Source organism: Pseudomonas sp. UME65 (assembly GCF_014170225.1).
Taxonomy (GTDB): Bacteria; Pseudomonadota; Gammaproteobacteria; order Pseudomonadales; family Pseudomonadaceae; genus Aquipseudomonas; species Aquipseudomonas protegens.
In genome coordinates this window covers 130,835-156,820 of the sequence record NZ_LZZQ01000016.1, presented here as the reverse complement: position 1 = coordinate 156,820, position 25,986 = coordinate 130,835, and the positions used below count along the sequence as shown (strand labels likewise).

Annotated in this window: 24 protein-coding genes and 1 tRNA gene; 13 read left to right on the top strand and 12 right to left on the bottom strand. The window is 64.1% G+C overall.

Annotated elements, in window-relative coordinates:
- Positions 1 to 12 precede the first annotated feature (12 nt).
- Positions 13 to 279, bottom strand: a complete 267-nt coding sequence (locus tag A9971_RS26010) for a phosphopantetheine-binding protein (RefSeq protein ID WP_011061078.1) — start codon at positions 277 to 279, stop codon at positions 13 to 15.
- Between the two features lie 485 nt (positions 280 to 764).
- On the opposite strand from A9971_RS26010, the gene A9971_RS26005 reads away from it, so the two are divergent.
- The 3 genes from A9971_RS26005 (at position 765) to A9971_RS25995 (ending at position 5,671) form a co-directional block, all read left to right on the top strand.
- Positions 765 to 1,796: a LysR family transcriptional regulator gene (locus A9971_RS26005; protein WP_011061077.1), complete on the top strand. Its 1,032-nt coding sequence runs from the start codon at positions 765 to 767 to the stop codon at positions 1,794 to 1,796.
- A complete protein-coding gene (locus A9971_RS26000) occupies positions 1,793 to 3,301 on the top strand; it encodes an NAD(P)/FAD-dependent oxidoreductase (RefSeq protein ID WP_077934029.1) in 1,509 nt (502 codons plus the stop codon). Before A9971_RS26005 ends, A9971_RS26000 begins: the two co-directional genes overlap by 4 nt.
- 150 nt (positions 3,302 to 3,451) lie before the next feature.
- Positions 3,452 to 5,671: an OsmC domain/YcaO domain-containing protein gene (locus A9971_RS25995; RefSeq protein ID WP_182999887.1), complete on the top strand. Its 2,220-nt coding sequence runs from the start codon at positions 3,452 to 3,454 to the stop codon at positions 5,669 to 5,671.
- Between the two features lie 248 nt (positions 5,672 to 5,919).
- Here A9971_RS25995 and A9971_RS25990 read toward each other — a convergent pair whose 3' ends face one another.
- Positions 5,920 to 6,357, bottom strand: coding sequence for an HIT family protein (locus A9971_RS25990; protein ID WP_011061074.1), 438 nt, complete (start codon positions 6,355 to 6,357; stop codon positions 5,920 to 5,922).
- A 74-nt stretch (positions 6,358 to 6,431) separates the two neighbouring features.
- On the bottom strand, positions 6,432 to 6,791 hold the full coding sequence (locus A9971_RS25985; protein ID WP_015635455.1) for a hypothetical protein: 360 nt from the start codon (positions 6,789 to 6,791) through the stop codon (positions 6,432 to 6,434).
- A gap of 184 nt (positions 6,792 to 6,975) precedes the next feature.
- On the opposite strand from A9971_RS25985, the gene A9971_RS25980 reads away from it, so the two are divergent.
- The 4 genes from A9971_RS25980 to A9971_RS25965 all read left to right on the top strand — a co-directional run bounded on the left by A9971_RS25980 (position 6,976) and on the right by A9971_RS25965 (position 10,887).
- Positions 6,976 to 7,824 (top strand): suppressor of fused domain protein, encoded by an 849-nt coding sequence (locus A9971_RS25980; protein WP_182999886.1) that lies wholly within the window; start codon positions 6,976 to 6,978, stop codon positions 7,822 to 7,824.
- 20 nt (positions 7,825 to 7,844) lie between these two features.
- Positions 7,845 to 8,285: a hypothetical protein gene (locus A9971_RS25975; protein WP_182999885.1), complete on the top strand. Its 441-nt coding sequence runs from the start codon at positions 7,845 to 7,847 to the stop codon at positions 8,283 to 8,285.
- A 54-nt stretch (positions 8,286 to 8,339) separates the two neighbouring features.
- Positions 8,340 to 8,960, top strand: a complete 621-nt coding sequence (locus tag A9971_RS25970) for a GIY-YIG nuclease family protein (protein ID WP_015635452.1) — start codon at positions 8,340 to 8,342, stop codon at positions 8,958 to 8,960.
- Between the two features lie 214 nt (positions 8,961 to 9,174).
- Positions 9,175 to 10,887 carry an amidase gene (locus tag A9971_RS25965; protein ID WP_182999884.1) on the top strand — a complete coding sequence of 571 codons (1,713 nt, stop codon included), beginning with the start codon at positions 9,175 to 9,177 and terminating at the stop codon, positions 10,885 to 10,887.
- Between the two features lie 235 nt (positions 10,888 to 11,122).
- On the opposite strand, the gene A9971_RS25960 is transcribed toward A9971_RS25965, so the two are convergent.
- On the bottom strand, positions 11,123 to 11,653 hold the full coding sequence (locus A9971_RS25960; protein WP_041752216.1) for a hypothetical protein: 531 nt from the start codon (positions 11,651 to 11,653) through the stop codon (positions 11,123 to 11,125).
- Between the two features lie 136 nt (positions 11,654 to 11,789).
- On the opposite strand from A9971_RS25960, the gene A9971_RS25955 reads away from it, so the two are divergent.
- The 3 genes from A9971_RS25955 (at position 11,790) to A9971_RS25945 (ending at position 13,627) form a co-directional block, all read left to right on the top strand.
- The gene (locus tag A9971_RS25955; protein WP_227454073.1) at positions 11,790 to 12,689 is read left to right on the top strand and encodes a serine hydrolase; all 900 of its coding nucleotides are present in this window, start codon (positions 11,790 to 11,792) and stop codon (positions 12,687 to 12,689) included.
- A gap of 140 nt (positions 12,690 to 12,829) precedes the next feature.
- Complete coding sequence (locus A9971_RS25950) at positions 12,830 to 13,327, top strand: hypothetical protein (RefSeq protein WP_182999883.1); 498 nt, start codon at positions 12,830 to 12,832, stop codon at positions 13,325 to 13,327.
- 150 nt (positions 13,328 to 13,477) lie between these two features.
- Complete coding sequence (locus tag A9971_RS25945; RefSeq protein ID WP_015635448.1) at positions 13,478 to 13,627, top strand: hypothetical protein; 150 nt, start codon at positions 13,478 to 13,480, stop codon at positions 13,625 to 13,627.
- 98 nt (positions 13,628 to 13,725) lie between these two features.
- On the opposite strand, the gene A9971_RS25940 is transcribed toward A9971_RS25945, so the two are convergent.
- The 6 genes from A9971_RS25940 to A9971_RS25915 all read right to left on the bottom strand — a co-directional run bounded on the left by A9971_RS25940 (position 13,726) and on the right by A9971_RS25915 (position 21,632).
- The gene (locus tag A9971_RS25940) at positions 13,726 to 15,852 is read right to left on the bottom strand and encodes a TonB-dependent receptor domain-containing protein (protein WP_123430863.1); all 2,127 of its coding nucleotides are present in this window, start codon (positions 15,850 to 15,852) and stop codon (positions 13,726 to 13,728) included.
- Between the two features lie 148 nt (positions 15,853 to 16,000).
- Positions 16,001 to 16,213 carry a DUF4287 domain-containing protein gene (locus tag A9971_RS25935; RefSeq protein ID WP_053151294.1) on the bottom strand — a complete coding sequence of 71 codons (213 nt, stop codon included), beginning with the start codon at positions 16,211 to 16,213 and terminating at the stop codon, positions 16,001 to 16,003.
- Positions 16,210 to 16,713 (bottom strand): hypothetical protein, encoded by a 504-nt coding sequence (locus A9971_RS25930; RefSeq protein WP_011061062.1) that lies wholly within the window; start codon positions 16,711 to 16,713, stop codon positions 16,210 to 16,212. Before A9971_RS25930 ends, A9971_RS25935 begins: the two co-directional genes overlap by 4 nt.
- Positions 16,714 to 16,843: 130 nt before the next feature.
- On the bottom strand, positions 16,844 to 18,418 hold the full coding sequence (locus A9971_RS25925) for an FGGY-family carbohydrate kinase (RefSeq protein WP_011061061.1): 1,575 nt from the start codon (positions 18,416 to 18,418) through the stop codon (positions 16,844 to 16,846).
- A gap of 23 nt (positions 18,419 to 18,441) precedes the next feature.
- Positions 18,442 to 20,031 carry a glycerol-3-phosphate dehydrogenase/oxidase gene (locus A9971_RS25920; RefSeq protein WP_182999882.1) on the bottom strand — a complete coding sequence of 530 codons (1,590 nt, stop codon included), beginning with the start codon at positions 20,029 to 20,031 and terminating at the stop codon, positions 18,442 to 18,444.
- Positions 20,028 to 21,632, bottom strand: a complete 1,605-nt coding sequence (locus A9971_RS25915) for an FAD-binding oxidoreductase (protein ID WP_011061059.1) — start codon at positions 21,630 to 21,632, stop codon at positions 20,028 to 20,030. Before A9971_RS25915 ends, A9971_RS25920 begins: the two co-directional genes overlap by 4 nt.
- A gap of 179 nt (positions 21,633 to 21,811) precedes the next feature.
- Between A9971_RS25915 and A9971_RS25910 the strand changes: the two genes are divergently transcribed.
- Both A9971_RS25910 and A9971_RS25905 read left to right on the top strand, forming a co-directional pair.
- The gene (locus A9971_RS25910; RefSeq protein WP_182999881.1) at positions 21,812 to 22,516 is read left to right on the top strand and encodes a hypothetical protein; all 705 of its coding nucleotides are present in this window, start codon (positions 21,812 to 21,814) and stop codon (positions 22,514 to 22,516) included.
- A gap of 169 nt (positions 22,517 to 22,685) precedes the next feature.
- A tRNA-Gln gene (locus tag A9971_RS25905) sits at positions 22,686 to 22,760 on the top strand.
- Between the two features lie 13 nt (positions 22,761 to 22,773).
- Here A9971_RS25905 and A9971_RS25900 read toward each other — a convergent pair.
- Positions 22,774 to 23,682, bottom strand: a complete 909-nt coding sequence (locus tag A9971_RS25900; protein WP_011061057.1) for a LysR family transcriptional regulator — start codon at positions 23,680 to 23,682, stop codon at positions 22,774 to 22,776.
- 124 nt (positions 23,683 to 23,806) lie between these two features.
- Between A9971_RS25900 and A9971_RS25895 the strand changes: the two genes are divergently transcribed.
- Positions 23,807 to 25,012 (top strand): MFS transporter, encoded by a 1,206-nt coding sequence (locus A9971_RS25895; protein WP_182999880.1) that lies wholly within the window; start codon positions 23,807 to 23,809, stop codon positions 25,010 to 25,012.
- A 209-nt stretch (positions 25,013 to 25,221) separates the two neighbouring features.
- Here A9971_RS25895 and A9971_RS25890 read toward each other — a convergent pair whose 3' ends face one another.
- Positions 25,222 to 25,938 carry a class I SAM-dependent methyltransferase gene (locus A9971_RS25890; RefSeq protein WP_182999879.1) on the bottom strand — a complete coding sequence of 239 codons (717 nt, stop codon included), beginning with the start codon at positions 25,936 to 25,938 and terminating at the stop codon, positions 25,222 to 25,224.
- Between the last annotated feature and the right edge of the window lie 48 nt (positions 25,939 to 25,986).

Here is a 25,986-nt window from a genome sequence, read left to right as displayed (position 1 = left end):
GCCCACTCCCTGTTAGGCGCACTCGGCCTTTAGTTGCTCGACAGTCCTGGATATTGCATTCAGGTCTTTAAAATATTTGCCGGTGATATGGGTACTTGGAATCGAGACACCCATTTCATCCCTGATGTAGACCATGAGCTTGACGATATTCATCGAGTTGAGAATGCCCCACTCCAGTAGTGGAGTCTGGTCATCAAGCTCATCTTCCTTTGCACTTGGCCCGATCAAATCTTCCATGATGTAGCGACGAATCTTTTCTTTAACTTCCTCTCCGTCCATAGACGTACGCTCCTGCATTCGACAATCGTGGGTTGGGAAAACCCGTCTACAATCCTCAATAAGAATGCACTTGTGAATAGCCGTTTTTGCAAAAGGCCTTTGCATATCCGCAAAGGCAAAACAGCCCCGACAACATCGAAGCCAACACAACTTAACGATGTTCCACAGGCCTATATGACAGCCTTCAGAAAGTCATCTTCGAGCGCCCAAGCATAGTTTTGGCGATCTGCGCAATTAGCCACTAGAACTATTTTTGTATCCAGATAGTGCAAACCAAGCCTTGCACTTGGACGGTGTTCCGCTCTGCGCCGGGTAGAGCTGTGGCGTCTGAAATGTTATGAATCAATTTTCCCAAAGCCAACTAATCATGGCCCCAGCACTGCTTGACAAACAAAAAGCCTAGCCGTACTAAGGAGGCTGTCATGATCTATTTGTAATTTGCCTTTACAAAAATAAGACACTAAAAATTCTAAAAGGATTTAGGAATGAAGGCGCTAGGCGTTGTCAATGACATAGACCTTTATATATCCGTAACTAAAACGGGTAGTTTCTCCGAAACAGGAAGACTACTTGGCATCCCACCTTCTTCGGTGATGCGCAGAATCAATAGCCTCGAAAAAGAACTTGAAACCTGTCTATTCAATCGATCGACAAAATGCTTGATACTTACCGAAACAGGCCTGCTCTTTCTCGAACATGCAAAGAACATCTCGAGATGCATTGGGCATGCTAGATCAGAAGTAAAAGAACACACTGCATCGACCCTAGGCGTTCTCAAGGTTTCAGCACCCGTGGCCTTTGGACGGCGCCATGTAGCGCCTTTATTGAGCAGAATACTGAACCATCATCCCGGTTTGAAAATTGAATTCTCGCTTAACGACAAAGCTCTCGACCCCAGCATCGATAACGTCGATATCTGTATCAAGCTGGGCATATTGCCGGACAGTAATCTGATTCCAACGAAACTTGCGGATATGCGGCGCGTGCTCTGCGCAAGCCCGGAATACATCCGGCAACATGGCTGTCCGCAAACTCTTGAAGACCTGTACCAACATGCCTGCCTGATCCACAGCACCTGCAGCAACTTCTCACTGACCTGGCAATTCAAGGTCGATGGCCTGCTCAAGAAGCTCATGCCCAGCAGCCGGCTATCGGTCAACAGTTCCGAGTTGCTGGTGGACGGCGCCCTTCAGGGCATAGGAATCATCCACGCGCCCACCTGGCTGGTGCATGAACAGATCGCCAGCGGCCAACTGGTGTCGCTGCTCGACGAATATTGCGAGGCCGATCCGCAACAGGGAGCGATCTACGCACTGAGGGCACGCAGCAGCGTTGTCCCGGCCAAGACCCGCCTGTTCATCAATGAGTTGAAACGCTCGATCGGCAGCACGCCTTACTGGGACTTGCCGTTTGAAAAGGAAATACCGCAGACCCTGGCCACCCTGCATTTCGATACCGCAATGCATTCAGCGCTTTCCAGAGCGACCACCTTGCAAGACAAGAGCCAGACATCATGAATCAGTACGACGTCATTATCATCGGTAGTGGTATCGCCGGCGCGCTGACCGGCGCCGTCCTCGCGAAGTCCGGGCTGAACGTTCTGATCCTCGACTCGGCCCAGCACCCACGATTCTCCGTCGGCGAAGCGGCGACACCGGAAAGCGGTTTTCTGCTGCGTTTGCTCTCAAAGCGCTTCGACATCCCTGAAATCGCCTACCTCTCGCACCCCGACAAGATCATCCAGCACGTCGGTTCGAGCGCCTGCGGGATCAAGTTGGGCTTCAGTTTTGCCTGGCATCAAGAGAACGCGCCGTCGTCCCCCGACCACCTTGTGGCCCCGCCGCTAAAGGTGCCGGAAGCCCATCTTTTCCGGCAGGACATCGACTATTTCGCCCTGATGATTGCCCTGAAACACGGCGCCGAATCCAGACAGAACATCAAGATCGAGTCGATCAGCCTCAACGACGACGGGGTCGAGGTGGCATTGTCCAACGCCGCCCCCGTCAAGGCCGCGTTCATCATTGACGCTGCTGCCCAGGGCTCTCCGCTTTCTCGCCAACTGGGCTTGCGCACCACCGAAGGGCTGGCGACCGACACCTGCTCATTCTTCACCCACATGCTCAATGTGAAGAGCTACGAAGATGCCCTGGCTCCGTTGTCCCGCACTCGTTCCCCCATCGAACTGTTCAAGAGCACCTTGCACCACATCTTCGAAGAGGGCTGGTTGTGGGTCATCCCCTTCAACAACCACCCGCAGGGCACCAATCAGTTGTGCAGCATCGGCTTCCAGTTCAACAACGCCAAGTACCGTCCCACCGAGGCGCCGGAGATCGAGTTTCGCAAACTGCTGAAAAAGTACCCGGCCATCGGCGAACACTTCAAGGATGCGGTCAATGCCCGGGAGTGGATCTACGCGCCGCGCATCAACTACCGCAGCGTGCAAAATGTCGGGGATCGCTTCTGCCTGCTGCCGCAAGCCACAGGGTTTATCGACCCGCTGTTCTCCAGGGGGTTGATCACCACCTTCGAGTCCATCCTCAGGCTGGCCCCCAAGGTGCTGGACGCCGCCCGCAGCAACCGCTGGCAACGGGAACAGTTCATCGAAGTCGAGCGCCATTGCCTGAACGCGGTGGCGACCAATGACCAGTTGGTCTCCTGCTCCTATGAAGCCTTCAGCGACTTTCACCTGTGGAACGTGTGGCATCGGGTCTGGCTCAGCGGCTCCAACCTGGGCAGTGCCTTTCTGCAAAAGCTGCTGCACGACCTGGAACACAGTGGCGACGCCCGCCAGTTCGATGCAGCGCTTGAGGCGGTGCGCTTCCCTGGCTGCCTGTCCCTGGACTCGCCCGCCTACGAAAGCCTGTTCAGGCAGTCGTGCCAGGTCATGCAACAGGCCAGGGAGCAAGCCAGGCCGGTGGCCGAAACCGCCAACGCGCTGCATGAGCTGATCAAGGAGCACGAAGCCCAGTTGTTGCCCCTGGGCTATTCGCGGATATCCAATCGTTTCATCCTCAAAGTCTGAATGCCTGAGTGATGCCCGGGGCCGGGTGCCGGTGTCTGTGACCGGCAGCCAGCCCTGGCGATCCACCCGTCCGCCGAAAACCACAACACTTCCCACGCAAAAACCCGGATAATGCCCGCCATTTTTTGCTTTGTGATGCCGGTGCCCCCCATGGAAATCAAGGTCAACTTTCTCGACAACCTTCGACTTGAAGCCAAGTTCGACGACTTCACGGTGGTGGCCGACCAACCTATCCGCTACAAGGGCGATGGTTCGGCGCCGGGGCCGTTCGATTATTTCCTGGCTTCTTCGGCGCTGTGCGCGGCGTACTTCGTGAAGCTGTATTGCCAGACCCGCAATATCCCCACCGACAATATCCGCCTGTCGCAGAACAACATTGTCGATCCGGAAAACCGCTACAACCAGATCTTCAAGATCCAGGTCGAGCTGCCGGCGGACATCAGCGACAAGGACCGCCAGGGCATCCTGCGTTCCATCGACCGTTGCACGGTGAAGAAGGTGGTGCAGACCGGCCCCGAATTCATCATCGAGGAAGTGGAAAACCTCGACGCCGATGCCCAGGCGCTGTTGATGCCGCAATCGGGCTCCAGCGAAGGCACCTACATTGCCGGCAAGGACCTGCCCCTGGAGCAGACCATCGCCAACATGTCCGGGATCCTCGCGGGCCTGGGGATGAAGATCGAAATCGCTTCGTGGCGCAATATCGTGCCCAACGTCTGGTCGCTGCATATCCGTGATGCGCAGTCGCCGATGTGCTTCACCAACGGCAAGGGCGCCACCAAGGAAAGCGCCCTGGCCTCGGCCCTGGGCGAGTTCATCGAGCGCCTGAACTGCAACTTCTTCTACAACGATCAGTTCTGGGGCGAAGAGATCGCCAACGCCGAGTTCGTGCATTACCCGGACGAGCGCTGGTTCCAGCCGGGGCGCAAGGATGAGCTGCCCAAGGAGATCCTCGACGAGCACTGCCTGGCCATCTACAACCCGGATGGCGAGCTGCGCGGCTCGCATCTGTACGACACCAACTCGGGCAATATCGAGCGCGGTATCTGCTGCCTGCCCTATGTGCGCCAGTCCGACGGCGAGGTGGTGTATTTCCCCTCCAACCTGATCGAGAACCTGTACCTGAGCAACGGCATGAGCGCCGGCAACACCCTGGCCGAAGCCCAGGTGCAGTGCCTGTCGGAGATCTTCGAGCGGGCGGTCAAGCGCCAGATTCTCGAAGGCGAGATGGCCCTGCCGGATGTGCCTCAGGAAGTGCTGGCCAAGTACCCGAGCATTCTGGCCGGCATCCAGGGCCTGGAAGAACAAGGCTTTCCGGTGCTGGTCAAGGATGCGTCCCTGGGCGGTGAGTTCCCGGTGATGTGCGTGACCCTGATGAACCCGCGCACCGGCGGCGTGTTCGCCTCGTTCGGCGCCCACCCGAGCTTCGAGGTGGCGCTGGAGCGCAGCCTCACCGAACTGCTCCAGGGCCGCAGTTTCGAAGGCTTGAACGACCTGCCGCAGCCGACCTTCGAAAGCCAGGCGCTGATGGAGCCGAACAACTTCGTCGAGCACTTCATCGACTCCAGCGGCGTGGTGTCGTGGCGTTTCTTCAGTGCCAAGGCGGATTTCGAATTCGTCGAGTGGGACTTCACCAGCCAGGGCAGCAGCGGTGAAAGAGCGGCGGCCAACGCCGAGGAGGCCGCGACCCTGTTCGGCATCCTCGAGGGCCTGGGCAAGGAAGTCTACATGGCGGTGTACGAACACCTGGGGGCCACGGCCTGCCGCATCCTGGTGCCGGACTACTCGGAAATCTACCCGGTGGACGACCTGATCTGGGACAACACCAACAAGGCGCTGTTCTTCCGTGAAGACATCCTCAACCTGCACAGCCTGGACGAAGACGGCCTGCGCTCGCTGGTGGAGCGCCTGGAAGAAAGCGAACTGGACGACTACACCGACATCACCACCCTGATCGGCATCGAGTTCGACGACAACACCGCCTGGGGCCAGTTGACCATCCTGGAGCTGAAGCTACTGATCCACGTGGCCCTGGGGCAGTTCGACCCGGCCAAGGAGCTGGTGGAGATGTTCCTGCAATACAACGACAACACCGTCGAGCGCGGGCTGTTCTACCAGGCCCTGAACGCGGTGCTGGAAGTGGAGCTGGACGACGAGCTGGAGCTGGGCGACTACGAGGCCAACTTGCGGCGCATGTTCGGCAACGAACGGACGGACGCGGTGATCGGCTCAGTGCAAGGCAGCGTGCGCTTCTACGGCCTGACCCCGACCAACCTGCAGCTCGAAGGCCTGGACCGCCACCTGCGGCTGATCGACAGCTACAAGAAGCTGCACGCAGCGCGAGCCAAGTGGAGCGCAGCAAACCGCTGATCAACAGCCCCTTGTAGGAGCGAGCCTGCTCGCGAAGCACTCAAGCACGCCGCGCTCCCCCAGTGAACGCGGCGTTTTTCGTTCACGAGCATCGCGAGCAAGCTCGCTCCTACAATTAACCAGACGCCCGGATTGATCGCACCACCAGACACCGTAGGAGCGAGCTTGCTCGCGAAGCCCTCAAGAACGCCGCGTTCCGCCAGTGAGTGCGGCGTTTTCGTTAGAGACCATCGCGAGCAAGCTCGCTCCTACAATTGGCCAGCCAGTATCCGGGCAAGCTGCTGGCGCAATGGGCCGTGCTCGGCCTCGACATAGGGCGGCGCGGTCTTCCAGTCGTAGAACCACACCGGCATCCGGCGCTTGCCTTCCGGCTCCGAGGCGTAGCGGGGAAAGATATGGCAATGCAACTCAGGCTCCGAGTTGCCGAGGATTTCATAGTTGATGCGCAGCGCTCCGGTGGCCTCGAGCAGCGCATCGCCGATGCGGGCCATGTCCAGCAGGTAGGTGGCCCGGGCCTGGGCATCCAGGTCGTTCAAGCTGGCCACCACCGGGTCCGGCAACAACAGGCAATAGCCCTCAAGAAACTGCACATCGCCCATCACCGCCCAGCCCGAAGCCATGCGGCAAATCACCTTGTCGTTGGCACCCTGGCGGGCCAGTTCTACACGTTGCGAAATCAGCGACATTCATAATCCTTGATGAGGGGGTTCGTCGTGTCGAAGCCATAGTGCCCGAGGCTTGTATCCAGCCGTCGAAAAACCTAGGCCACGCCGGCTGGCCAGGGCTTGCTGTCGTCCCGGTCGGGCGGGCCGTACAGCTCCTGCTCCCAGTCCTCGAACGCCGGCCGTGCCTGGTAGCCCGGATCGCAATACTGGCGGATGTACTGCGCCGCCCGGTGCTCGGCGTACTTGGCATTCACCGGTACGCCCTGCTCGTCCAGCTCCAGCACATTGGCAAAAATGGCATAGGCCATCTCCAGCATGCTCGGCTCGTCCCCGAGGCAACTGCGGTAGTCGACGCCTTCCAGCAACGGATAGCCCAAGGTGCCATTGGCGACCCAGAAACTGAAGGTTCTCAGTGCCCCGGAAAACTCCGGACTTAGCTTCTTCGGGTAAGACATGCTGATCACTTTCCTTGATAGCGGACCGGGGCGGATTCTCGGGCAGCCACACCGGCAAGGCAAGGCTTCGTGCAACTTGCATCCGTCGGTTTCCATGGGCACGGCAAACCCGTCACAATGTGCCCTCTCTCTACCCCTGTGCTGTGCGCCTTGTGCAACGCACCTGCCCCGCAAGGATCGCCCGATGAATTTCCTGGAAAAACTGCTCAGCGTCTTCAAAAAGCCGGCGCCACAAAAGGCCGAGCCCTCCCTGCCCGCCGGCGAACCAGCCGCCGCAGAAGAGCCCTACGCCCAGTACCAGCCAACCCAAGCAGAGCTGGCCGGCATTGCCCTGATGGAGGCCGGTGCCGCCTGCCTCGATCGCCACTGGCAAGCGGTCGGCCACTGTGAGCAAGACGTCCTGGGCTTCGCCATCAGCCCCAGTTTCATGGGCGGCTCGCACTGGCCCTCCACGCGCCAGGCCTATCGCATCGTGCGTCGCAACAACGGCATCATTCTCGCCACCGAGGGCCTGTCCGACCCGTTCGATGGGGTCACAGGTGATGATCTGGGCAATGGTTTCGAGATGGAACTGTTCGTCGAAACCCCGGACATCCCACCCCATGCCCAGGGTGCGGTGGGTGATGTCTATCCGTTCGCCGATAGCTGGGCTTTTGAACTGCTGCGCTGCGTGGCCAACACCACGGCCGATGCCGGTGGCCTCACTGCACGCCTGCAGCGCTACGGGGTGCTGTCCCTGGAACTGCCCGGCGTCAGCCAGTCCCGCGCCATGAGTGAGCAACTGCCAGCGCATTTCATCAGCGCCGACGACTGCGCCGGGGTACTGGTGGGCGGCCCGGCCCCGGACTTCCCGACACGCCTGGAAGACATGCCGCTGTCCCCCGTGACCCTGGTGCCGGTGGTGCTGATCACCGCCGCGGAGCTGGAGTACGTGCGCAGCGGCGGGGCCCAGGCCCGGGAAGACCTGGCCGTGCGCTTGAGCGCCGCCGGCCATGGTCATGTCAGCCATTTGCAGCGCGCCAGCCTGATCTGAACCAAGGAGCCTAGCCGTCCATGTCAGAAGCCGATGCCTACTTTCCTTTCTACCTGTTCGCTGCCCGGTTCCCGGACCAGGCAGAGGCCGAACGGTTTGCCTTCGAACAGTGGGAGCCCGAACCCGCGGCTGATGTCAGCGACGCCGAGTTCAGCGCTTGGGAAGCACGCAACCCCAGCTGGCGCCTCAAACAGGAGCTGGGGTACTACATGGACTCCGATTTCGTCGAGCTGATCGGCAGTGAAGACGGCCCGCAATACCTGGAATCGCTGATCCGCAGCGACGCCGGAAAACAGCAGCTGCGCACGCGCGTCGACTCCGGCTACAGCCATTTCATCATCGTTGGCTGCGAGTCGATTTACGGTGACCACAAATCGATCTCCGGCGGCGCCAATCAACGCCAGCCCGCAAGCACGGCAACCCTGGACTACCTTGGCGAGTTCAACGTGGAGCCCGCATGAGCGAGCTCTTGCAATCAGCGATTGCATTCAGCAGCCCGTAAGGAAGGTGGCTAGATGGACCTCGATTTTGACGATGAAGAAGCGCAGTTCAACGAGTACTACGCTGACTGCACCCCTGCCCTGTATGCCTGGCTCTATATCGCCATCGACATCCGCGACATGGGCCTGACAAAGATCGGGCTGACCACCAAGCGAACTCCGCAGCAACGGATTGCCGAAGGCAAGACCTACAATCCTTTCCTTACCCTGTTCACGGTCTATGAACTGTCCAAGTGCTCCAACGGGACTTCGCGCCGGGAGCTGTCCGACATCGAGCGTTACATCCATTCAAGATCGGTCTTTGGAGAGCCGATCAAGCACTTGGACACCGGCCGTGACTCTGAATGGTTCCCCATACATCCCGAGGAGGCAGAGGCTCAAGTCGACTGGATTCTGGCTCGCCGCGGGTTCTCGGTCGGTGGAAAGAATCTCTACAGCCACTATGAGCGAGATCAAAAATTCAACGGCATCGATGTGCAGCGAATGCGCCAGATCAAGAAAATCTTTCGTCCCAATCCACGGGATCTCCACGATCGGGCTGACAAGGCCGGCATGGACTTCCATGACTATCGTGACTACCACGCTTTCCTGCAGCAGTTTCACGCAAGGGACGCCGAGGGAAAGATCTACCTCTAGCCCGCAGGCCCTGGCGCAGCTGGCCTGAAGCAATAATCCATCAAGCCGATTCCTCTGCCCGGCACTAGATGCTAAAAAGGCCCCCAGCGTTCCCATGCCACCCTTGTCGTGCCAGCCGTACCACGAGAATCACCATGCACAGCCAATACCCCAACACACGCGCCCCGTTGCGCCCTCTGCACCTCATCACCCACCAGCCAACGGCGGTAGCAGCATGATCGAAGTCACCGAAGTCTCCATTGCCCACCTGCGCGCTGCCCTGGAATCCGGGCAGACCACCTCGGTGGAACTGGTCCAGGCCTATCTGGCGCGGATCGAGGCCTATGACGGCCCGAACACCGCCACCGCCCTCAACGCCGTGGTGGTGCGCAACCCCGAGGCGCTGAACGAGGCGCGGGCCGCCGATGAGCGCCGCGCCAAGGGCCAGACCCTGGGCCCGCTGGACGGCATTCCCTACACCGCCAAGGACAGCTACCTGGTCAAGGGCCTGACGGCTGCTTCCGGCAGCCCGGCCTTCGCCGAGCTGGTGGCCTACCGCGACGCCTTCACCATCGAGCGCCTGCGGGCTGCCGGGGCCATCTGCCTGGGCAAGACCAACATGCCGCCCATGGCCAACGGCGGCATGCAGCGTGGCGTGTATGGCCGCGCCGAAAGCCCCTATAACGCCGCTTACCTGACCGCGCCCTTCGCCTCGGGCTCGTCCAATGGCGCCGGCACCGCCACCGCCGCCAGCTTCGCCGCCTTCGGCCTGGCCGAGGAAACCTGGTCCAGCGGCCGTGGCCCAGCCTCCAACAACGGGCTGTGCGCCTACACCCCGTCGCGCGGGGTGATCTCGGTGCGCGGCAACTGGCCGCTGACCCCGACCATGGACGTGGTGGTGCCTTTTGCCCGGACCATGGCCGACCTCCTGGAAGTGCTGGACGTGGTGGTGGCCGAAGACCCGGACACCCGCGGCGACCTGTGGCGCCTGCAGCCCTGGGTGCCAATCCCCAGCGTCGCTTCGGTGCGCCCGGCCTCCTACCCGCAACTGGCGGCCGGCGCCGCGGCGCTCAAGGGCAAGCGCCTTGGCGTGCCGCGCATGTACATCAATGCCGACCCTGAGGCCGGCACCAGCGAGAAACCGGGCATCGGCGGCCCCACCGGCCAGCGCATCCATACCCGGCCCTCGGTGATCAGCCTCTGGGAACAGGCGCGCCAGGCCCTGGAGGCCGCTGGCGCGCAAGTGCTGGAAGTGGACTTCCCCCTGGTGTCCAACTGCGAGGGCGACCGCCCCGGCGCGCCGACCGTGTACAACCGCGGCCTGGTCAGCAAGGAGTTCCTCCACGACGAGCTGTGGGAGCTCTCGGGCTGGGCCTTCGACGACTTCCTGCGGGCCAACGACGACCCCAAGCTCAACCGCCTGGCGGATGTCGACGGGCCGCAGATCTTCCCCCACGACCCCGGCACCCTGCCCAACCGCGAAGACGACCTGGCCGCCGGCATGGACGAATACGTGAACATGGCCAAGCGCGGGCTCAAGACCTGGGACCAGATCGCCACCCTGGCCGACGGCCTGCGTGGCCTGGAGCAGACCCGGCGCATCGACCTGGAAGACTGGATGGACCGCCTGGGTCTGGACGCCGTGCTGTTCCCCACCGTGGCCGACGTTGGCCCGGCCGATGCCGATATCAATCCCGAGTCGGCAGACATCGCCTGGAGCAATGGCGTGTGGGTGGCCAACGGCAACCTCGCCATCCGCCACCTGGGGGTGCCCACCGTTACCGTGCCCATGGGGGTGATGGCGGACATCGGCATGCCGGTGGGGCTGACCTTCGCCGGGCGCGCCTATGACGACTCGAGCCTGCTGCGCCTGGCTTCGGCCTTTGAGGCCACCGGCAGCAAGCGCCTGATACCACCGCGCACGCCGGCCTTGCACTGCGGCCAGTGACAAACCGGGACCGGGGCCGCAACGGCCCCGATTCACGCCGCGGGTAATCCACTTGCCATTTGACTTGCCTGCACCTGGCTCAGACAACCACCTGGCTCTCAACGGCCACCTGGAGCCTATGGAACAGCTCTTCCAGCGCTGCATCGGCCAGCCGATTCAAGCCTGATCCGGGCGTTTCCCCCCTCATGCCGGCTCCGGCCCTGGGTCTTCAAGCCCTGGACTTAACCTCACTCCCTCACTGCTCATCCTCTGACCGCAATGGCGAGTGCTGCCAATCGAAGTGGGTGAGCAACTGCCGGCACAGGTCATCCAGCTGCGGGTGGTAGTGGTGGGTATGGGGCACGGGCAACTGCGGCTCGCCATGGCCGAAGCCCAGTGCGCGCAGGGCCGTGGCGTAATCTTCCAGCGGCCCGTAGCCATAGATCAGGTTGTGCCGGTCCCAGACCACGGTGGCCTGTTGCTCGGGCGAGTGGACCCACAGGTCGAAACGGCTGTCGCCACAGAGCAGTGGCTTGAAGTCGTAGATGAAATCCTGAACGTCTTCACGCGACAGCTGCGGGCTCCAGTAGCGTCCGGCTTGCGATTCGTCCCGGGGCGTGTGCAACACGAACAACAGCACCAGCGGTTCGGCCAGGCAGCCCAGCAGGCTGAGCAGGACCTGCGGGTCCGAGCCTGGAACGCCCGCCACCACGCGCTGCCCCTCGCCAATGGGGGCCACCACGAATACCGGCGGATAACTGTGCTCGACCCACTGGTTGTCTATCATGTGCCCAAGTCTGTACATAGCCAGCCTGATCCTCCTGATCAATTCCTAGGTTTAGCCAAAACGGCCGCGCATTATGCCGTACCCTGCAGGGCCGCTCACGGCCTGATTGACCCAACAGCCCGCGGCAACACAGCCCATCAAGGACATCCCCTCCGTGCTTCATGCCCTGATCCACAACGGCCAACCACTGGCCCCACAGCAACCCCAGCCACTGGTGCCCTGGTGGAGCTTCACCAAGACTGTGCTTAGCGCAGCGGCCCTGACCCTGGTGCGCGACGGCCTGCTGGGGCTGGATGAGCCGCTGCCCCAGGGCCCCTTCACCCTGCGCCAGTTGCTGCGGCATCAGGCCGGGCTGGCGGACTACAGCGAGCTGAGCGACTACCACGACGCGGTTTTGCGCAACGAGGATGCATGGCCCGGTGCACAGATGCTGCAGCGCCTGGACGCCAGCCGCCTGCGCTACGCCCCCGGCAGCCAGTGGCGCTACTCCAATGTGGGCTACCTGTTCGTGGCGCAGCTGATCCAGCAGGCGACGGACCTGCCCCTGCACCTTGCCCTGCAACAACGGGTACTGGCGCCCCTGGGCTTGTCTCGCACGCGCCTCGCCGTGACCCGCGAAGACCTGCGGGATGTGGACCTGGGCCAGTTGGGCGACTACCACCCCGGCTGGGTCTACCACGGCCTGCTGGTGGGGCCCCTGGCGGAGGCGGTGCTGCTGCTGGATCGGCTGTTGAGCGGCGCGCTATTGCCCCCGGCACTGCTGGCAGGCATGCAGCAGGCCCAGGTTCTGGGCGGGCCGATGGCCGGCCGGCCCTGGGTCGCTCCCGGCTATGCCATGGGCCTGATGGTGGGCACTGTCGAGTCTGGCCTGACGCTCTACGGCCACACCGGCAGCGGCCCCGGCAGCACGCTGGCGGTCTATCGCGCCAACGTCGCCGGCACCAGCGCCTGCTGCGCGGTCTTCAATCCGGGGAGCGACCAGGGCCAGGTCGAAACCCGGGCCCTGGCGCATCTGCGCCACGCACTGGCGAACTAGCCACAGGGCACGGCCACAGTCACAGTCACAGGACAGCTCGCATGCTGGCATGACTGACCGGGCGCCACGGGCCCTGCCGTTTCGCACAGCGGCTGACGTACAATCCCCAGCCTTCAGGGACAGCCATCACCAGGACGACAATGACCACACACCGCATTAGCCTTGCCAACGGCTGGACTGCCGAATTCACCGAGCAGGGCGAGTTCCGCATGGGCGCCGTCGGCTGGAACCTGCAGTTGCGCGGCCCCGAGCAACAGGCCATCCGCTACTTCGAAAGCCAGATCGTGCTGGTCAACGATGAGGATGGGGTACAGGCACGAAAAGCCATCAGCCTCTCCGAGGATGGGGTCTACGGCTACCTGGGCAGCGACATGAGCCATGGCTGGGTGATCGACTTCTCCCGCTGCATGATCGCGCCCCATCGGGTGACGATTTCCCACTACCACTACGCCTATGACGAATACATCTCGCTGCTGGAACAGCCGGCGTACAAGCGGGTGCGGGAGTACATCAGTGTCAGAGGTCGGACTTACTACCTGACCTTCCCCCTGACCCGGGACGAGGATTTCCCCAAGGTCTGGGAGGAGTACCTGGTGATACGCCGGCGGCAGCTGGACGAGCTGTATTTTCGCAACTGAGCCTGGGCCGGGCGGCACAGTGATGCGCATGGGCCATTAGCACATTCGGGCTAATAGTGCCGGGGGCAGCACGGGCCTATAGTCCGCAGCAGCCCCCCCTTCAGGACGGCGCCTACAAGAACGTGCGGATTCATAACAAGGAGTTTTCCCATGTCGCTCAAGAAAATCGTCTATGCCTCGGCCATCGCCCTGGCCCTCACCGCCTCCAACGCCCACGCCTTTGCCAGCGACTGCGGCGACTCGCTGTGGAAGTTCAGCGCCATCGAAGCGCTGACCTGCGTGTTCTCGGGCCAGTGGTAAATCACTGCCGCCCGGGCTGACACCGCCCGGCATGAACCAGGTGCCCGCTGCTGCGGGCACTTTCATTGGCGGGTGTCGGCTCGCTAGCGGCCCTGCTTTCAGCGCAGGCTCCAGGACACCCCCAGGTACACCCCCAACCCTTCCCCCGGCGTTGAACGCGCCGCGTCCAGCCCCTTGTCGTCATAACCCGGGGTCACGGTGGCGGCGTAGCGCTTGTCGGTCAGGTTGCGCACATCGACCCAGGTCTGCCAGTCGTTCTTCGGCGCGTTGTAGCCCAGGGTGGCGCCGAACAGCGCATAGGGATCGGCGTAGTAGCTGTTGGCGTAATCCACCGCCACCTTGGACACCAGCTGGGTATTGACCGCGGCGAAGAAGCCCAGGGGCCAGTCGTAGCGCAGCTCGCCCTGGTAGTAGTGCATGGGCAGGCCCGGCAGGCGGTTGTCGGCGAAACGCTGATCGTCGCGGTAGTGGAAATCACTGAAGGTATAGGCCTGGCGCAGGCTCAGGCGGCCGACGCCCGGGCGCGACCACAGCTCGCTCTGCAGGCTGGCTTCCACGCCCTGGTGCACGGTGGGGCTGGCGTTGAGTTCGTAAGGCGTGGTGGCGTTGGCATCCGGCAGCACCGAAAGCAGTTCGTGGCGCACCTGGGCGTAGTACCAGGCCAGGCTCCACTGGCCCAGGCTGCTGTCGCCGCGCCCGCCCAGTTCCAGGGTGGTAGCGGTCTGATTGCGCAGCTTGACCGGGTCGCGCTGGGCGCCGGTGGCGACGCCGCTGCCGGCCGGAAAACGCTGATTGGCGCTGTAGATCAGCGACCAGGGGTGTGGCGCTTCCACCGAGCGGCTGAGGTTGGCGAACAGTTGCAGATCCGGGTTCAGTTGGTAGCGCAGGCCCAGGCGCGGCGCGTAGTCCCAGTCGCCAAGGCTGGTCTTGCCGCCGCCCTCGGGGTAGGTCACCGCGCTTTCGCGGCGGGTGTAGATGGCCGCCAGCCCGGTGGTCAGCCACAGGTCGTCGGCGATCTCCAGGTCATTGCCAACGTGCAGGACGGTGTCCGAGCCCTGGTAAGTGAAGTTGCGGATCCGCGTGCCCGGCGCGTAGTTCGCGGTATTGCCGGTGGGAATCCGCACGAACTCGCTGGCACCGTCATTGGGCAGGTGCTTGGTCACCCGCAGGCCCAGGGTGCTGCGGCTTTCCAGGCCCCAGAGGCTGTCGCGGCGCTTGTAGTCCAGGGTGCCGCTGACGTCGCTGTAGGCCACCTTCAGACGGTTGGGGCCTTCGCGCAGGTCCATGGGGTAGTCGTGGTACACCAGCCCGGCCTGGATACTCGAATCGTCGTCCAGGTAATAGGTGGTCTTGTTGCCGACAAAGGTACTGCCCGGCTGCTTGCGCCGGTCGTCGCGGCTGACGTAGGCCGGGTTGGCCGCCCGCGGGTCGTGTTCGATGGAGCGCTTGGTCACGCGCCCGGCCAGATCGTTGTCGGTCTCGCGGTAGCGCAGGTAGAAGCGGGTTTCCAGGTTCGGGTTGAAGCGGTAGCCGAAGTTGCCGATCAGCCCCTTGCTCTGGCTGCGGGTGTGATCCTGGTAGCCGTCGGCATTGGAGTCGGTCAATGACACGTAATAATCGAAATCCCCCAACACTTGCCCGGAACTGACCTGACGCTGCTGATAACCGTGGCTGCCAGTGGCGTAGCGCACCTGCAACAGCGGTGCGTCATAGCCGGTATGGCTGACGTAGTCGATGGCCCCGCCCAGGGCCAGGGCGCCACGGTCGAACCCGTTGGCGCCGCGCAGCACTTCCACGTGGTCGACCCACAGGGGCTCCAGCAACTCATAGGGGGTGCCGCCAGGGCCGGTCAGGGGCAGGCCGTCGAGCATCGTATACAGCCCCGAGGCATGGGCACCCGGCGCGCGGTTGATGCCCGAGCCGCGGATCGAGATCTTCACCCCTTCGTTGCCCGCCGACTGGGCATAGACCCCGGGCTGGTAGGCCAGCACATCCTGGTTGCTGGCCACCCGGCCCTGCAGCGGGCGGCGCATGTCCACCACATTGGTGCCGCCGGGCACCTGGGCCAGCCGCGCCGCGGCCTCCTGCGCCGGCTGCCCCTCACCGCCCTGTTCCTGGCCTAGGACCTGCGCCGGAGCCAGCTCCACGGCACGGGTTTCGGCAAATGCCGGGCAGGCCAGGGCCAGGCCCAACAGGGCCGTGGGCAAGGATTTTGGCGAAGACATCGAGAAAACTCCGACAGGCAGAAAGAGGGCAATGCAAGGTGCGACGTAGGAAAGAACGAAGAGAACACAGGGGAATTTGGCTTTTTTCGCCAGGAAAGCGGATGTCGGCAGTCAGGCTTTCACTGGCGAAGAATGGCGCACCGGGGGACTAGCGGCCCTTGCTGGCCGCCAGGAAGTGCGCCACCAGGGCATTGGCGTGGCCATGGCCCATGCCGTGTTCGGTCTTGAGCCAGGCCACCAGCTCCATATGCTTTTTGCCGTCGACCGTTGCCAGCAGCTCCAGCCAGTGCCCGATGGGCTGGCCGTAGTGCCTTTCAATGGAGGGGAAGTACGACGCCGGCCCTTTGCTCTGTTCACTCATGGCTGATTCTCCGTCTTCTGGCTGCCCTTGATGTTGTCGATCAGGTCCACCACGTAGTTCTGGTTGAACCCCGCGACAAAGGACCAGAACAATAGCTTGGCGTAGGCGGCATAGCCACCGGCGTGCTGGCAGAAGATCACATAGAAGCTGTTCTCGCTGTAGCGACAGGTTTCATCGGCGACGATCTTTGGAAACAGCTCCCCTTGCACCACCCCGGAAATGAACAGGATATACAGCAGCCCCGCGAGGATGCCGCCGATGAACGACGGCAGCACCAGGCTGAACCAGGAACTGCACAGGCCGATGATTTCCTCCTCGCTGAGGCTGGAAAGCTGGCGGTGAAAACCAACATAGCCGCCGATGTTGCCGGCAATGAACACCACCGAGGGAATGGTGTAGCCATCGGCCATGGCCACCGATACCAGGGATGCCGCCAATAGCAACACAAAGATGAGGAACAGTCGCTTCCACAGGATGTTCAGCGCTTCCTGGCGGTTCATGCTCGTCTCGCAGGCGTGGGGGTCGAAGGGGCCCTGCCCCTTGATCACGATAGATCAGCCCTGGCGCCTGGAAGAACTTTTTACCCCGCAGAGGTTCGCCCCCCCTGCCGGCCGCTGGCCGGCGCTTTCGCTAAGCCGGGTAACCGGTAATCTCGCGAATGCTCTGGTACAGCGGCTTGAGCTGGCGGTACATGCGCAGGTAGACCTCGCTGTACAGCCGCTGGTACATCTGCTGCGCCTGGGGCTGGGGCTCGAACACTGCGCCAACCCGGGTCATGGCGCTGATGGCCGTGGCGAAGTCCGGGTATAGCCCCAGGCCCACTGCGCAGGCGATCACCGCACCCAGCCCCGAGGCTTCATAGACATGGGGCCGCTCCACCGGCAGGCCGAAGATGTCCGCCGTCAGTTGCATGGCCGCGTCGCTCTGGGAGCCGCCGCCGGCCACCCGCAGGCGGCTGATCTTCAGCCTGGAGCGCTTTTCGATGCGCTCCATGCCCTGGCGCAGGGCATAGGCCAGGCCTTCGAGAATGGCCCGGTAGATGTGCGCCCGGGTGTGCACGTCGCCAAAGCCGATCATCGCCCCCTTGGCTTCCATGCCCGGCTCGCGGATGCCCGGCGACCAGTAGGGTTGCAGGGTCAGGCCCATGGACCCCGGCGGCACCGCCTGGACCAGGGCGTCGAACAGCTGCTCCGGCTCCAGCCCCTGCTCCGCCGCCTGCTGCACTTCGCGCAGGCCGAACTGCTGCTTGAACCAGCTGACCATCCAGTAGCCGCGAAAGATCATCACCTCGCAGTTGTAGTGGTCCGGCACCGCCGCCGGGTACGGCGGTATCAAAGGCACTACCTCCAGGTAGCGCGAACGGGTGGTGGTGATGGTGGCCGTGGTGCCGTAGGACAGGCAGGCGGTGGTGGAGTCCTGGACGCCCGAGCCCAGCACTTCGCAGGCCTTGTCGGCACCCGCGGCAATCAGCGGCAAGCCTTCGGGTATGCCGGTATGGCGGCTGGCCTCGGCGGTGATCCGGCCCAGGGTTTCCCCGGGCTTGAGCAGGGTCGGCAACTGCTCCTGGCGCACCGCCAGGGCCTGCCACTTCCAGTCACTGGGGGCGGCCCAGCGCAGGCGTTTGTAGTCGAACGGCAGGTAGGCCACGCAGCAGCCCACCGAGTCGACGAAATTGCCGGTCAGGCGATGGGTGAGAAAGCCCGAGAGCAACAGGAACTTGTCGGTGGCGGCCCACACCTCGGGCTGTTCCTGAGCCACCCAGTTGGCCTCGGCCTGGGCGCGAAAATAATCCACCGTGGCCTCGGCGCCGATCAACTTGAACAACCAGCCCCAGGGCCCCTTGATCTTGCCTTCGACCTCGGCCTGGCGCTGGTCGAGCCAGAGGATCGCCGGGCGCAGCGCGCGGCCCTGGGCATCGACGTTGATCAGGGTGCCGCGCTGGGTGGTCAGGGACACGCCGCGGATCTGCGAACGGTCGATGCCGGTCTGCTGCCAGAGCAGTTGGCAGGCTTCGCCGAGCTTGGCCCAGTAGTAGTCCGGGTGCTGTTCGGCCCAGCCGGGCCGGCTGGAAAAATAGGCTTCAAGCTCCACCTTGCCCTTGCCCAGCAGGTTGCCTTTGAGGTCGAACAGCAGCGCACGAACGCTCTGGGTGCCGTTATCGATGGCCAGCAGGTAGTCCTGCTTATTGTTGTTGTGGTTATCCATGGGGCTCTCTTGGTTGAGCATCGTTAGGCGAGTGGCGGCAGGCTGTGATGGCGTTGCCACAGGGCCCGGTAGCGCTGTTCCTCGGCCTGCCAGCGCTCGTCGTCCCAGCCCAGCTGCGGCTGGCACAGGCGGCGGATGGCCGGCAGGTACTGGGCGGCGCCCTCGGCCAGCAGCAGGCCGATGCGGGTACGGCGCAGCAGCAGGTCGTCCAGGTGCAGGACCATTTCCGCCTCGGCGGCAAACGCCAGCTCGGCCCACAGGGTGTCGCTGGCGCCGACGCAATCGCCGCCCAGGGTCGCCACCCACTGCGCCAGCCGCGGCAGATGGCGGCCGTGGCGGCCAGCCAGGCGCCGCACCTGGGCGCCGCTCAGGCCGGGGATCTCCAGGGGCGCCACAGGCGTGAAGACCGGGGCGCCGTCGTCCACCACTTCACGCCCGAGCATCGCTCCGCAGGCCTGCAGCACTTCGATGGCCTGGGGCCGGAAGGTGGTGAGCTTGCCGCCGGCCAGGGTCACGCAGCCGGGTTCCTGCCACAGCACATGCTCGCGGGTTTCATTGGAAGGCTTGCCCTGCTGGCCGTCGCTGCTGGCCACCACCGGGCGCACCCCGGCCCAGGTCGACAGCACGTCGCCGGCAGTGATCAGGGCCTGGGGAAACTGCTGGGCACAGGCGGCCAGCAGGTACTCAAGCTCTTCCTGGCTGATGCTGGCGCTCTGGTCCAGGTCATCGCGGTGATCCAGGTCGGTGGTGCCGACCACGGTGGCGCCCTCCCAGGGGAAGACGAACACCGGCCGGCCATCCTCGGCATGCATGAAGCTGAAGGCCTGGGCCACCGGCAAGCGCCAGCCCGGCAGCAGCAGATGGCTGCCGCGCAAGGGCCGCAGCTGGCGCACGCGGTCAGCCGGGCGCAAGCGCTCGGCCCAGGCGCCGGTAGCGACCGCCAGGGCCGCGCAGCGCACCTGCTGCGGCTGCCCGCCTTCGCTGTCCTCGATCTGCACCCCGCAGACCCGCCCTTTCTCGCGCAAAAGGCGGGTGACCCGAACGCCGTTGAACACTTGGGCGCCATCGGCCCGGGCCTCGGCCAGCACGCGCATCACCAGCCGCGCATCGTCGGTCAGGGCGTCGAGAAAACTGGTCCCCCCCAACAGCCCCGGCTCCTTGACCCCGGGGGCCAGGAAAGCCAGCTGCCGGGCATCGTGGAAGCGATGGTTGCGCCGCCCGGCCAGGGCGTCATACACACTCAGCAGGCCGCCGAACACCCTGGGCCCGGGAAACTTGCCGCGGTAATGGGGCATCAGGAAGCTCATGGGCTCCACCAGCCCCGGGGCCTCCTGCAACAGGCGCTGGCGCTCGCGCACCGAATCCCGGGTCAGGCGCCACTGGCCCTTGGCGATATAGCGCAAGCCGCCATGGACCATCTTCGAGGAGCGGCTGGAGGTGCCCCAGGCAAAGTCTCGCTGTTCCAGCAGCAGGCAGCGCCAGCCGCGCCGCGCCGCTTCGCGCAGGATGCCGGCGCCGCTGATGCCGCCGCCGATCACGATCAGGTCCCAGGCTTGCGCCGCCAGCCCGGGCAGCGCCTGTTGGCGCCATTGGGCATTCCAGTCCTGGCTCATGGTTCACGGGGCTCCAAAAGGGTGCCGGGGTTGAGGCGCCCGGCCGGGTCGAAGTGGCGGCTCAGGGCCTGCAGCGCATCGATGGCCAGCGGGCCCTTCTCCCGCAGCAGGTACGGCGCATGGTCCTTGCCCACGCCGTGCTGGTGGCTGATGGTGCCGCGGTGGTTGACGATGGTCTGGCTGGCAGCGTGCTTGAGCGCCTGCCAACGGGCCAGGGTCGCCGGGTACTGGGCATCCGGGCGGAACACGTAGGTGGTGTAGATGCTCGACCCTTCGCCATAGACATGGGACAGGTGGGTGAACACATGCACCTGCTCGCCCTCGGCGGCCAGGCCGTCACGCAGGCTCTGCTCGATGCGTTGCAGCAGGCGGTCGACATTGCTCCAGTCAGTGGCGGTCTCCAGGGTGTCCACCAGGTAGCCGGCGTTCCACAGGCTTTCGCGCAGGTAGGGAAAGCGAAAGCGGTTCTGCGCCCATTTCTTGCCCAGCAGGGTGCCGGTGAACACCCCGCCGAAAGCCTTCAGGTGCTGGCGCGCCTGGCGCAGGGACAGGGCATTCTGCCGGCGGTTGCCGGTCACGCCGAAGGTCAACAGGCACTTGCCCGCCCCGGCGCCGCGCAAGGCCAGGTACTTTTCCAGCCAGGCGATCTGCGTCGGGTGGCCGGCCAGGGCCAGCTGGGTTTCGGTCTCCAGGGCATTGGACAGGCGTAGCATCGACAGCGGCACCCGGGCCTGGGCCAGGGCGCGCACCGCTTGCAGGGCCTGCTGCCAGTCGGGTAGGAACACCCCGTAGAAACGTTCGTCATCGGGCAGGCGGCTGACCCGCACCTTGACCTCGGAAATGATCCCGAAGCGCCCTTCGCTGCCCAGCACCACCTCGCGCAGGTCCGGCCCGGCGGCGGACGCCGGAAAGGTGGCGATGGGCATTGGCCCGGCAAAGGTTTCCAGGGTGCCGCCGGCGAACAGCTGCTCGATGCGCCCGTAGCGCAACGACTGCTGGCCGCTGGAACGGCTGGCGACCCAGCCGCCCAGTGTCGACAGCTCCCAGGACTGGGGAAAGTGCCCCAGGGTGTAGCCCCGGGCCCGCAGCTGGCTTTCCACCTGAGGGCCGCTGGCCCCGGGACCGAAGGTCGCCAGCAGGCTGTCTTCGTCCAGGTCCAGCAGGCGGCTCATGCGCGCCAGGGACACCGTCAGCACCGGCCGCTCGGACCAGCCGGGGTTGATGTGCCCGGCCACCGAAGTGCCCCCGCCGTAGGGAATCAGGCACAGGTCGCGGTCCTCGGCCAGGGCCAGCAACTGGCGGATCTGTTCGGCGGTTTCCGGGAACGCCACGGCGTCCGGGTAGGCCCCCAGCTCGCCCTCGCGCAGCGCCAGCCAGTCCGCCAGGCTCTGGCCGCGGGCGTGCAGCAGCCGGTCCTCGGCGCTGATGCTGTACAAGTCATGGGCTTGCAGGCGCGATGCCGGCACCCGGGCCAGGGCCTGCTCCAGGGTCGCCTCCGGCAACCTGCGTCCCGGCCCCAGGCGCTCGGCGAGAAACCCCGCGCCCTGGGCCGGCAATTCGACCACCGTGGATGCATCCCCCCAGCCGTTCCAGCGTCGCATGCGTGTGTGTCCTTCTGCTGTTCTTATAGGTCTTGCCCAAGGCTCCCTATACTAGTGCGCGGCAGCGGGCTGTCACGGTCACATTGAGCCAGCGGATGTAGCCGATTGAGTCAGACAGAGGTGACATCCGGCGCCAGTTACCGAAGAATCCTCCCCCTCCCCATCACAGGCTCCCGTCCATGCCGGCAACCCTGAGAACCTGCCCCCCCCTGTTCTGGTCCACCGACCTTGGCATCGACTACGGCGCGCCGACCTTGCAGCTGCGCGATCTGCTGCCAGTGGTGGGCGAGCAAAGCTCAGCCTTCTTCCAACGCCAGGACGGCATCGTGCTCGGTGAAACCCTGCAACTGATCTGGTGCCCGCCGCTGGCGGACCTCAATGGCTGGAACGAGCAACCTTCGGAAATCGCCCTGAGCCACCTGCTGCACGTGCGGATCACCGGCCCGGCCGCCGAGCCGCCCGCGCCACGGCATGCCAACCACCACGGCAGGCTCAGGTACCGCTTCCAGGTGCTGTCCTGCCAGCCGCTACCGGAGGCCCTGCGCGCCCAACTGCTCGCACCGAACGCCTGGCACCTGCCGCTGATCAGTGGCGAACAGGGCAGTTGCCTGACCTGGGATGACATTCACGAGTGCGAGCGCGCCGAGGTCCAGGGGCTGATCTACCTGTGCGCCTACGGCCGTTACGAAAGCTATATGGAAATGTTCATCGAAGCAGTGGGCGAGCAGCTGTTCGGGCTGCTTTCGGTGCACCTGGGCCCGGGGGGCGACGACTATCAATTTGGCCGGCGCGCCCTTGAAGGGGCGGAGTTGCGGGCCATCCGCCGCGCACTGGACATGGCCCGGCCGCTGAAGGATTCACAGCCCGGCTACCTGGTCCCTTGAACCCCGGGACGGATAAAATCGCCCTGAAAAAGACTAAGCAGCTGTTTTCAAACTCATTTTTTTGCATGGGGGGCTTCACAGCCGGCACATAAGTTGATAAATTTGCGCCCGTTCTTGCAGCGGCCCTCCCCGGGCCGGCAGTTCAGGCAAGTAACGTCGCAACAGCTACAGGGGCGTCGCCAAGCGGTAAGGCAGCAGGTTTTGATCCTGCCATGCGTTGGTTCGAATCCAGCCGCCCCTGCCATTTTTTCTCATCGTTATCCCCGCAGATTCCGTTCCAGCATCTCCAGCAATGCACTGACCTTGGGCAACCCCTGCCGGCTTTTCAGCCACAGCAGATGGATCGCCTGCCCTTCGCTGGCCCATTGCGGCAGCACCTCCACCAGACTTCCGTCCTCCAACTGGCGCTTGACCAGCCAGGAAGGCAGTTGCGCAATGCCATAGCCTTGCTGCACCGCCATCAACAGCCCCTCGCCATCGCCCACCACGCAACTGGCGGACATCACCCGGCGCTCACTCTCGCCCGGGCGGCCGCTGGCGAAGTTCCAGGGGCTGACCCGGCCATCCACCCAGCCATAGGCAATGCACTGATGGCGCTCAAGGTCCTGGTCGGTCAGCGGCACGCCATGGCTGCGCAGGTAGTCGGGCGAGGCGCAGAACAGGTGCCATTCGCGGCCCAGGCAGCGGTGCCCCAGCGCCGCCGGCCACTGCCCCGAGCCGCCAAGGCGCACGGCGATGTCCGCACCGGCTTCAAGCGGCTCGACACCGGGATCGGAAAAGGTGATGTGCGGCTGCAAGCCCGGATGCTCCCGGGCAAAGCGCAGGACGGCGCCCAGCACCTGGGAGCGGCCGAAGGTCCCGGGCAGGTCGATGCGCACCCGCCCCCGCAGCTCGGAATTTTCCGCGTTCAGCGCCAGCTCGGCCTCTTCCAGGTCTGCCAGCACCCCGCTGCAGGTGCGGTAGAAGGCCGTGCCCGCGTCGGTCAGCGCCAGGCTGCGGGTGGTGCGCTGGAACAGCCGCGCCTGCAGGCGCCCTTCCAGCCGGGCGATGGCCTTGCTGACGGCGGAAGCCGTAAGGTTGAGCCGTTCGGCGGCGGCCTTGAAGCTGCCGCAGTCGGCCACGCAGACAAATACATCGATCCCCTTCAAGCGTTCGGAAGAAAACATCGGCGCCTCTTATTCATGAATCTGATTCCATTCACTGGGTAAAAAACATCATAAAACAGAACCAGATTCCCCAGTAAGCTGGCTGCCATTCTCAAAAACGCCGTTACAGACCGATGAGGCACGGATGCTGCGCACCCTGAAAAGCTACCCGAAAGCAATCAACCTGCTGCTGGCCGGCACCCTGGTGCTGACCCTGGCCCGGGCAATCACCCTGCCCTACCTGGTGATCTACCTGAGCAGTGCTTTCGGCCTGCAAGTGAGCGACATCGGCCTGGTGATCGGCAGCAGCATGATCCTCGGCTCGCTGCTGAGCCTCTACGGTGGTTTCCTGGTGGACCGCACGCCCAGCTACCGGCTGATCCTGGCCTGCTGCGCGCTGTTCACCCTGGGCTTCATCGGCGCCTTCGGTGCACACCAGCTGTGGCTGTTCTACCTGTGCCTGGTGCTGGTCAACCTGGCCTATGCGGTGATCGACATCGCGATCAAGGCCGGCTTTGCCCAGCGCCTGTCGGTGGAACAGCGCAGCGAAGCCTTCTCGATCAAATACACCCTGACCAATATCGGCTACGCCGTGGGCCCGTTCCTCGGCGCCGGGCTGGCGCGCCTGGACATCAGCCTGCCGTTCCTGATCTCCGCCGCCCTGGGCGCCGGGTTCCTGGCGATCCATATGCGCTGGGGCGACAGACAGCTGAACGCCGCCGGCCCGACGCCAGCGCCGCTATCCTTCGCGGCCCTGGGCAAACAGCTGCTAAGGGATTACCGCCTGGTGTGCTTCACCCTGGGCGGCCTGCTCAGCGCCGTGGTCTTTGGCCAGTTCTCGGCGTACCTGTCGCAGTACCTGGTGGTCACCACCTCGGCCCAGGCCACCTATCGCATCATCAGCACCCTGGTGGCGACCAATGCGCTGCTGGTGATCGCCCTGCAATACGCCATCGGCCGCAGGATTACCCAGCGCCACCTGAGCCGCTGGCTGGCGCTGGGGCTGGGCCTGTTCCTGCTGGGGGTCAGCGGCTTCGGCCTGGCCACCAGCCTGGCGCTGTGGGTGCTGTCGATGGTGGTGTTCACCCTGGGGGAAATCATCGTATTTCCCGCCGAGTACATGTTCATCGACCTGATCGCCCCCGAACACCTGCGAGGCCTGTATTACGGCGCGCAGAACCTCTCCAACCTCGGCGGCGCACTGGGCCCGATACTCTGCGGCATGCTCCTGGCCAGCCACCCGGCGCACTGGATCTTCTACATGCTGGGAGCGTTCATAGTCGCCGGCGGGCTGTTCTACTGGCTGGGCGCGGCCAACCTGGAACAGGCCAGGAGCAGGACCGGCGCGTGATCATTGATGCCCAGGCGCGCGGCAATCTGCGCCTGGGCTGCCCGACAGGGGGGCGAGGCCGCCAGTGGCGGCACATTGCTCATGCACAGCAGATGCTCAAAGGCGATACCGGCCTCGCGGGCTGGCCCGGCATGCGGCGACACTCCATGAGTGATGACCTTGTGGAACTTGCCGGCCTGAAGGCGTGCCAGGCATGTTCGAGCGGCCCCTCAGCGACTCTTGCGGCTCAGCCAGGCGCCCCAGAACAGGCTGCTGAAGAAACGTGTTCCCGCGCTGAAACCGCCCTCTTCGAGCAACCGTTGCACCGCCGCCTCGGAATGGGGCGGGTCGGCGCCCTGAAGGATTTTCCCCAGTTTGGCGTGTACCTCATCCGCCGTCGCGCCCTGCTGGCGCCAGCGTTGCCCCCAGGCCGCCAGCAGCAGGGGCTGGCTGGCGTAGGCGTAGTGATTGCCGGCGACGATCAGCGGTGCGCCGGGCTTGAGGCGCCGGGCGATGGCCCGCAGCAGTTGCCGCTTGGCTTCATCACCGGGCAGATGGTGCAGCACGCCGATCAGCGTGGCCCCGTCGAAGGGTTCGTCCGCCGCCAGTTCGTCCACCGTGGCCAGACGCACTTCGGTCCTCTCCAGCAAACCCTGCGCCTGCAACTGCTGGCGCGCTGTCTCCAGCATCGGTGCCGAGGGGTCTACAGCGGTAAAGCGCCAGCCCGGTTCCAGGGAAGCCATGGCGATAATCTCCTGGGCCGTGCCACCGGCCCCCACGGCCAGGATGTGAGCCGCACGCCCCTCGCCCAGGCTGGCCGCCAATATGCAGGCGGCAAGGTCATGGCAGGCGTCGTATCCCGCCAGGGCGATACGGCTCTGGCGGGCGTATTCGTCGGCTCGCGAGCGGTCGAATTTTTCAGCCGGGTTTACCGAAGATGAGGTCATGGCAGGGCTCCATTCAAAGGATCGGGACAGGCTAGGCCCTGCGGTTTG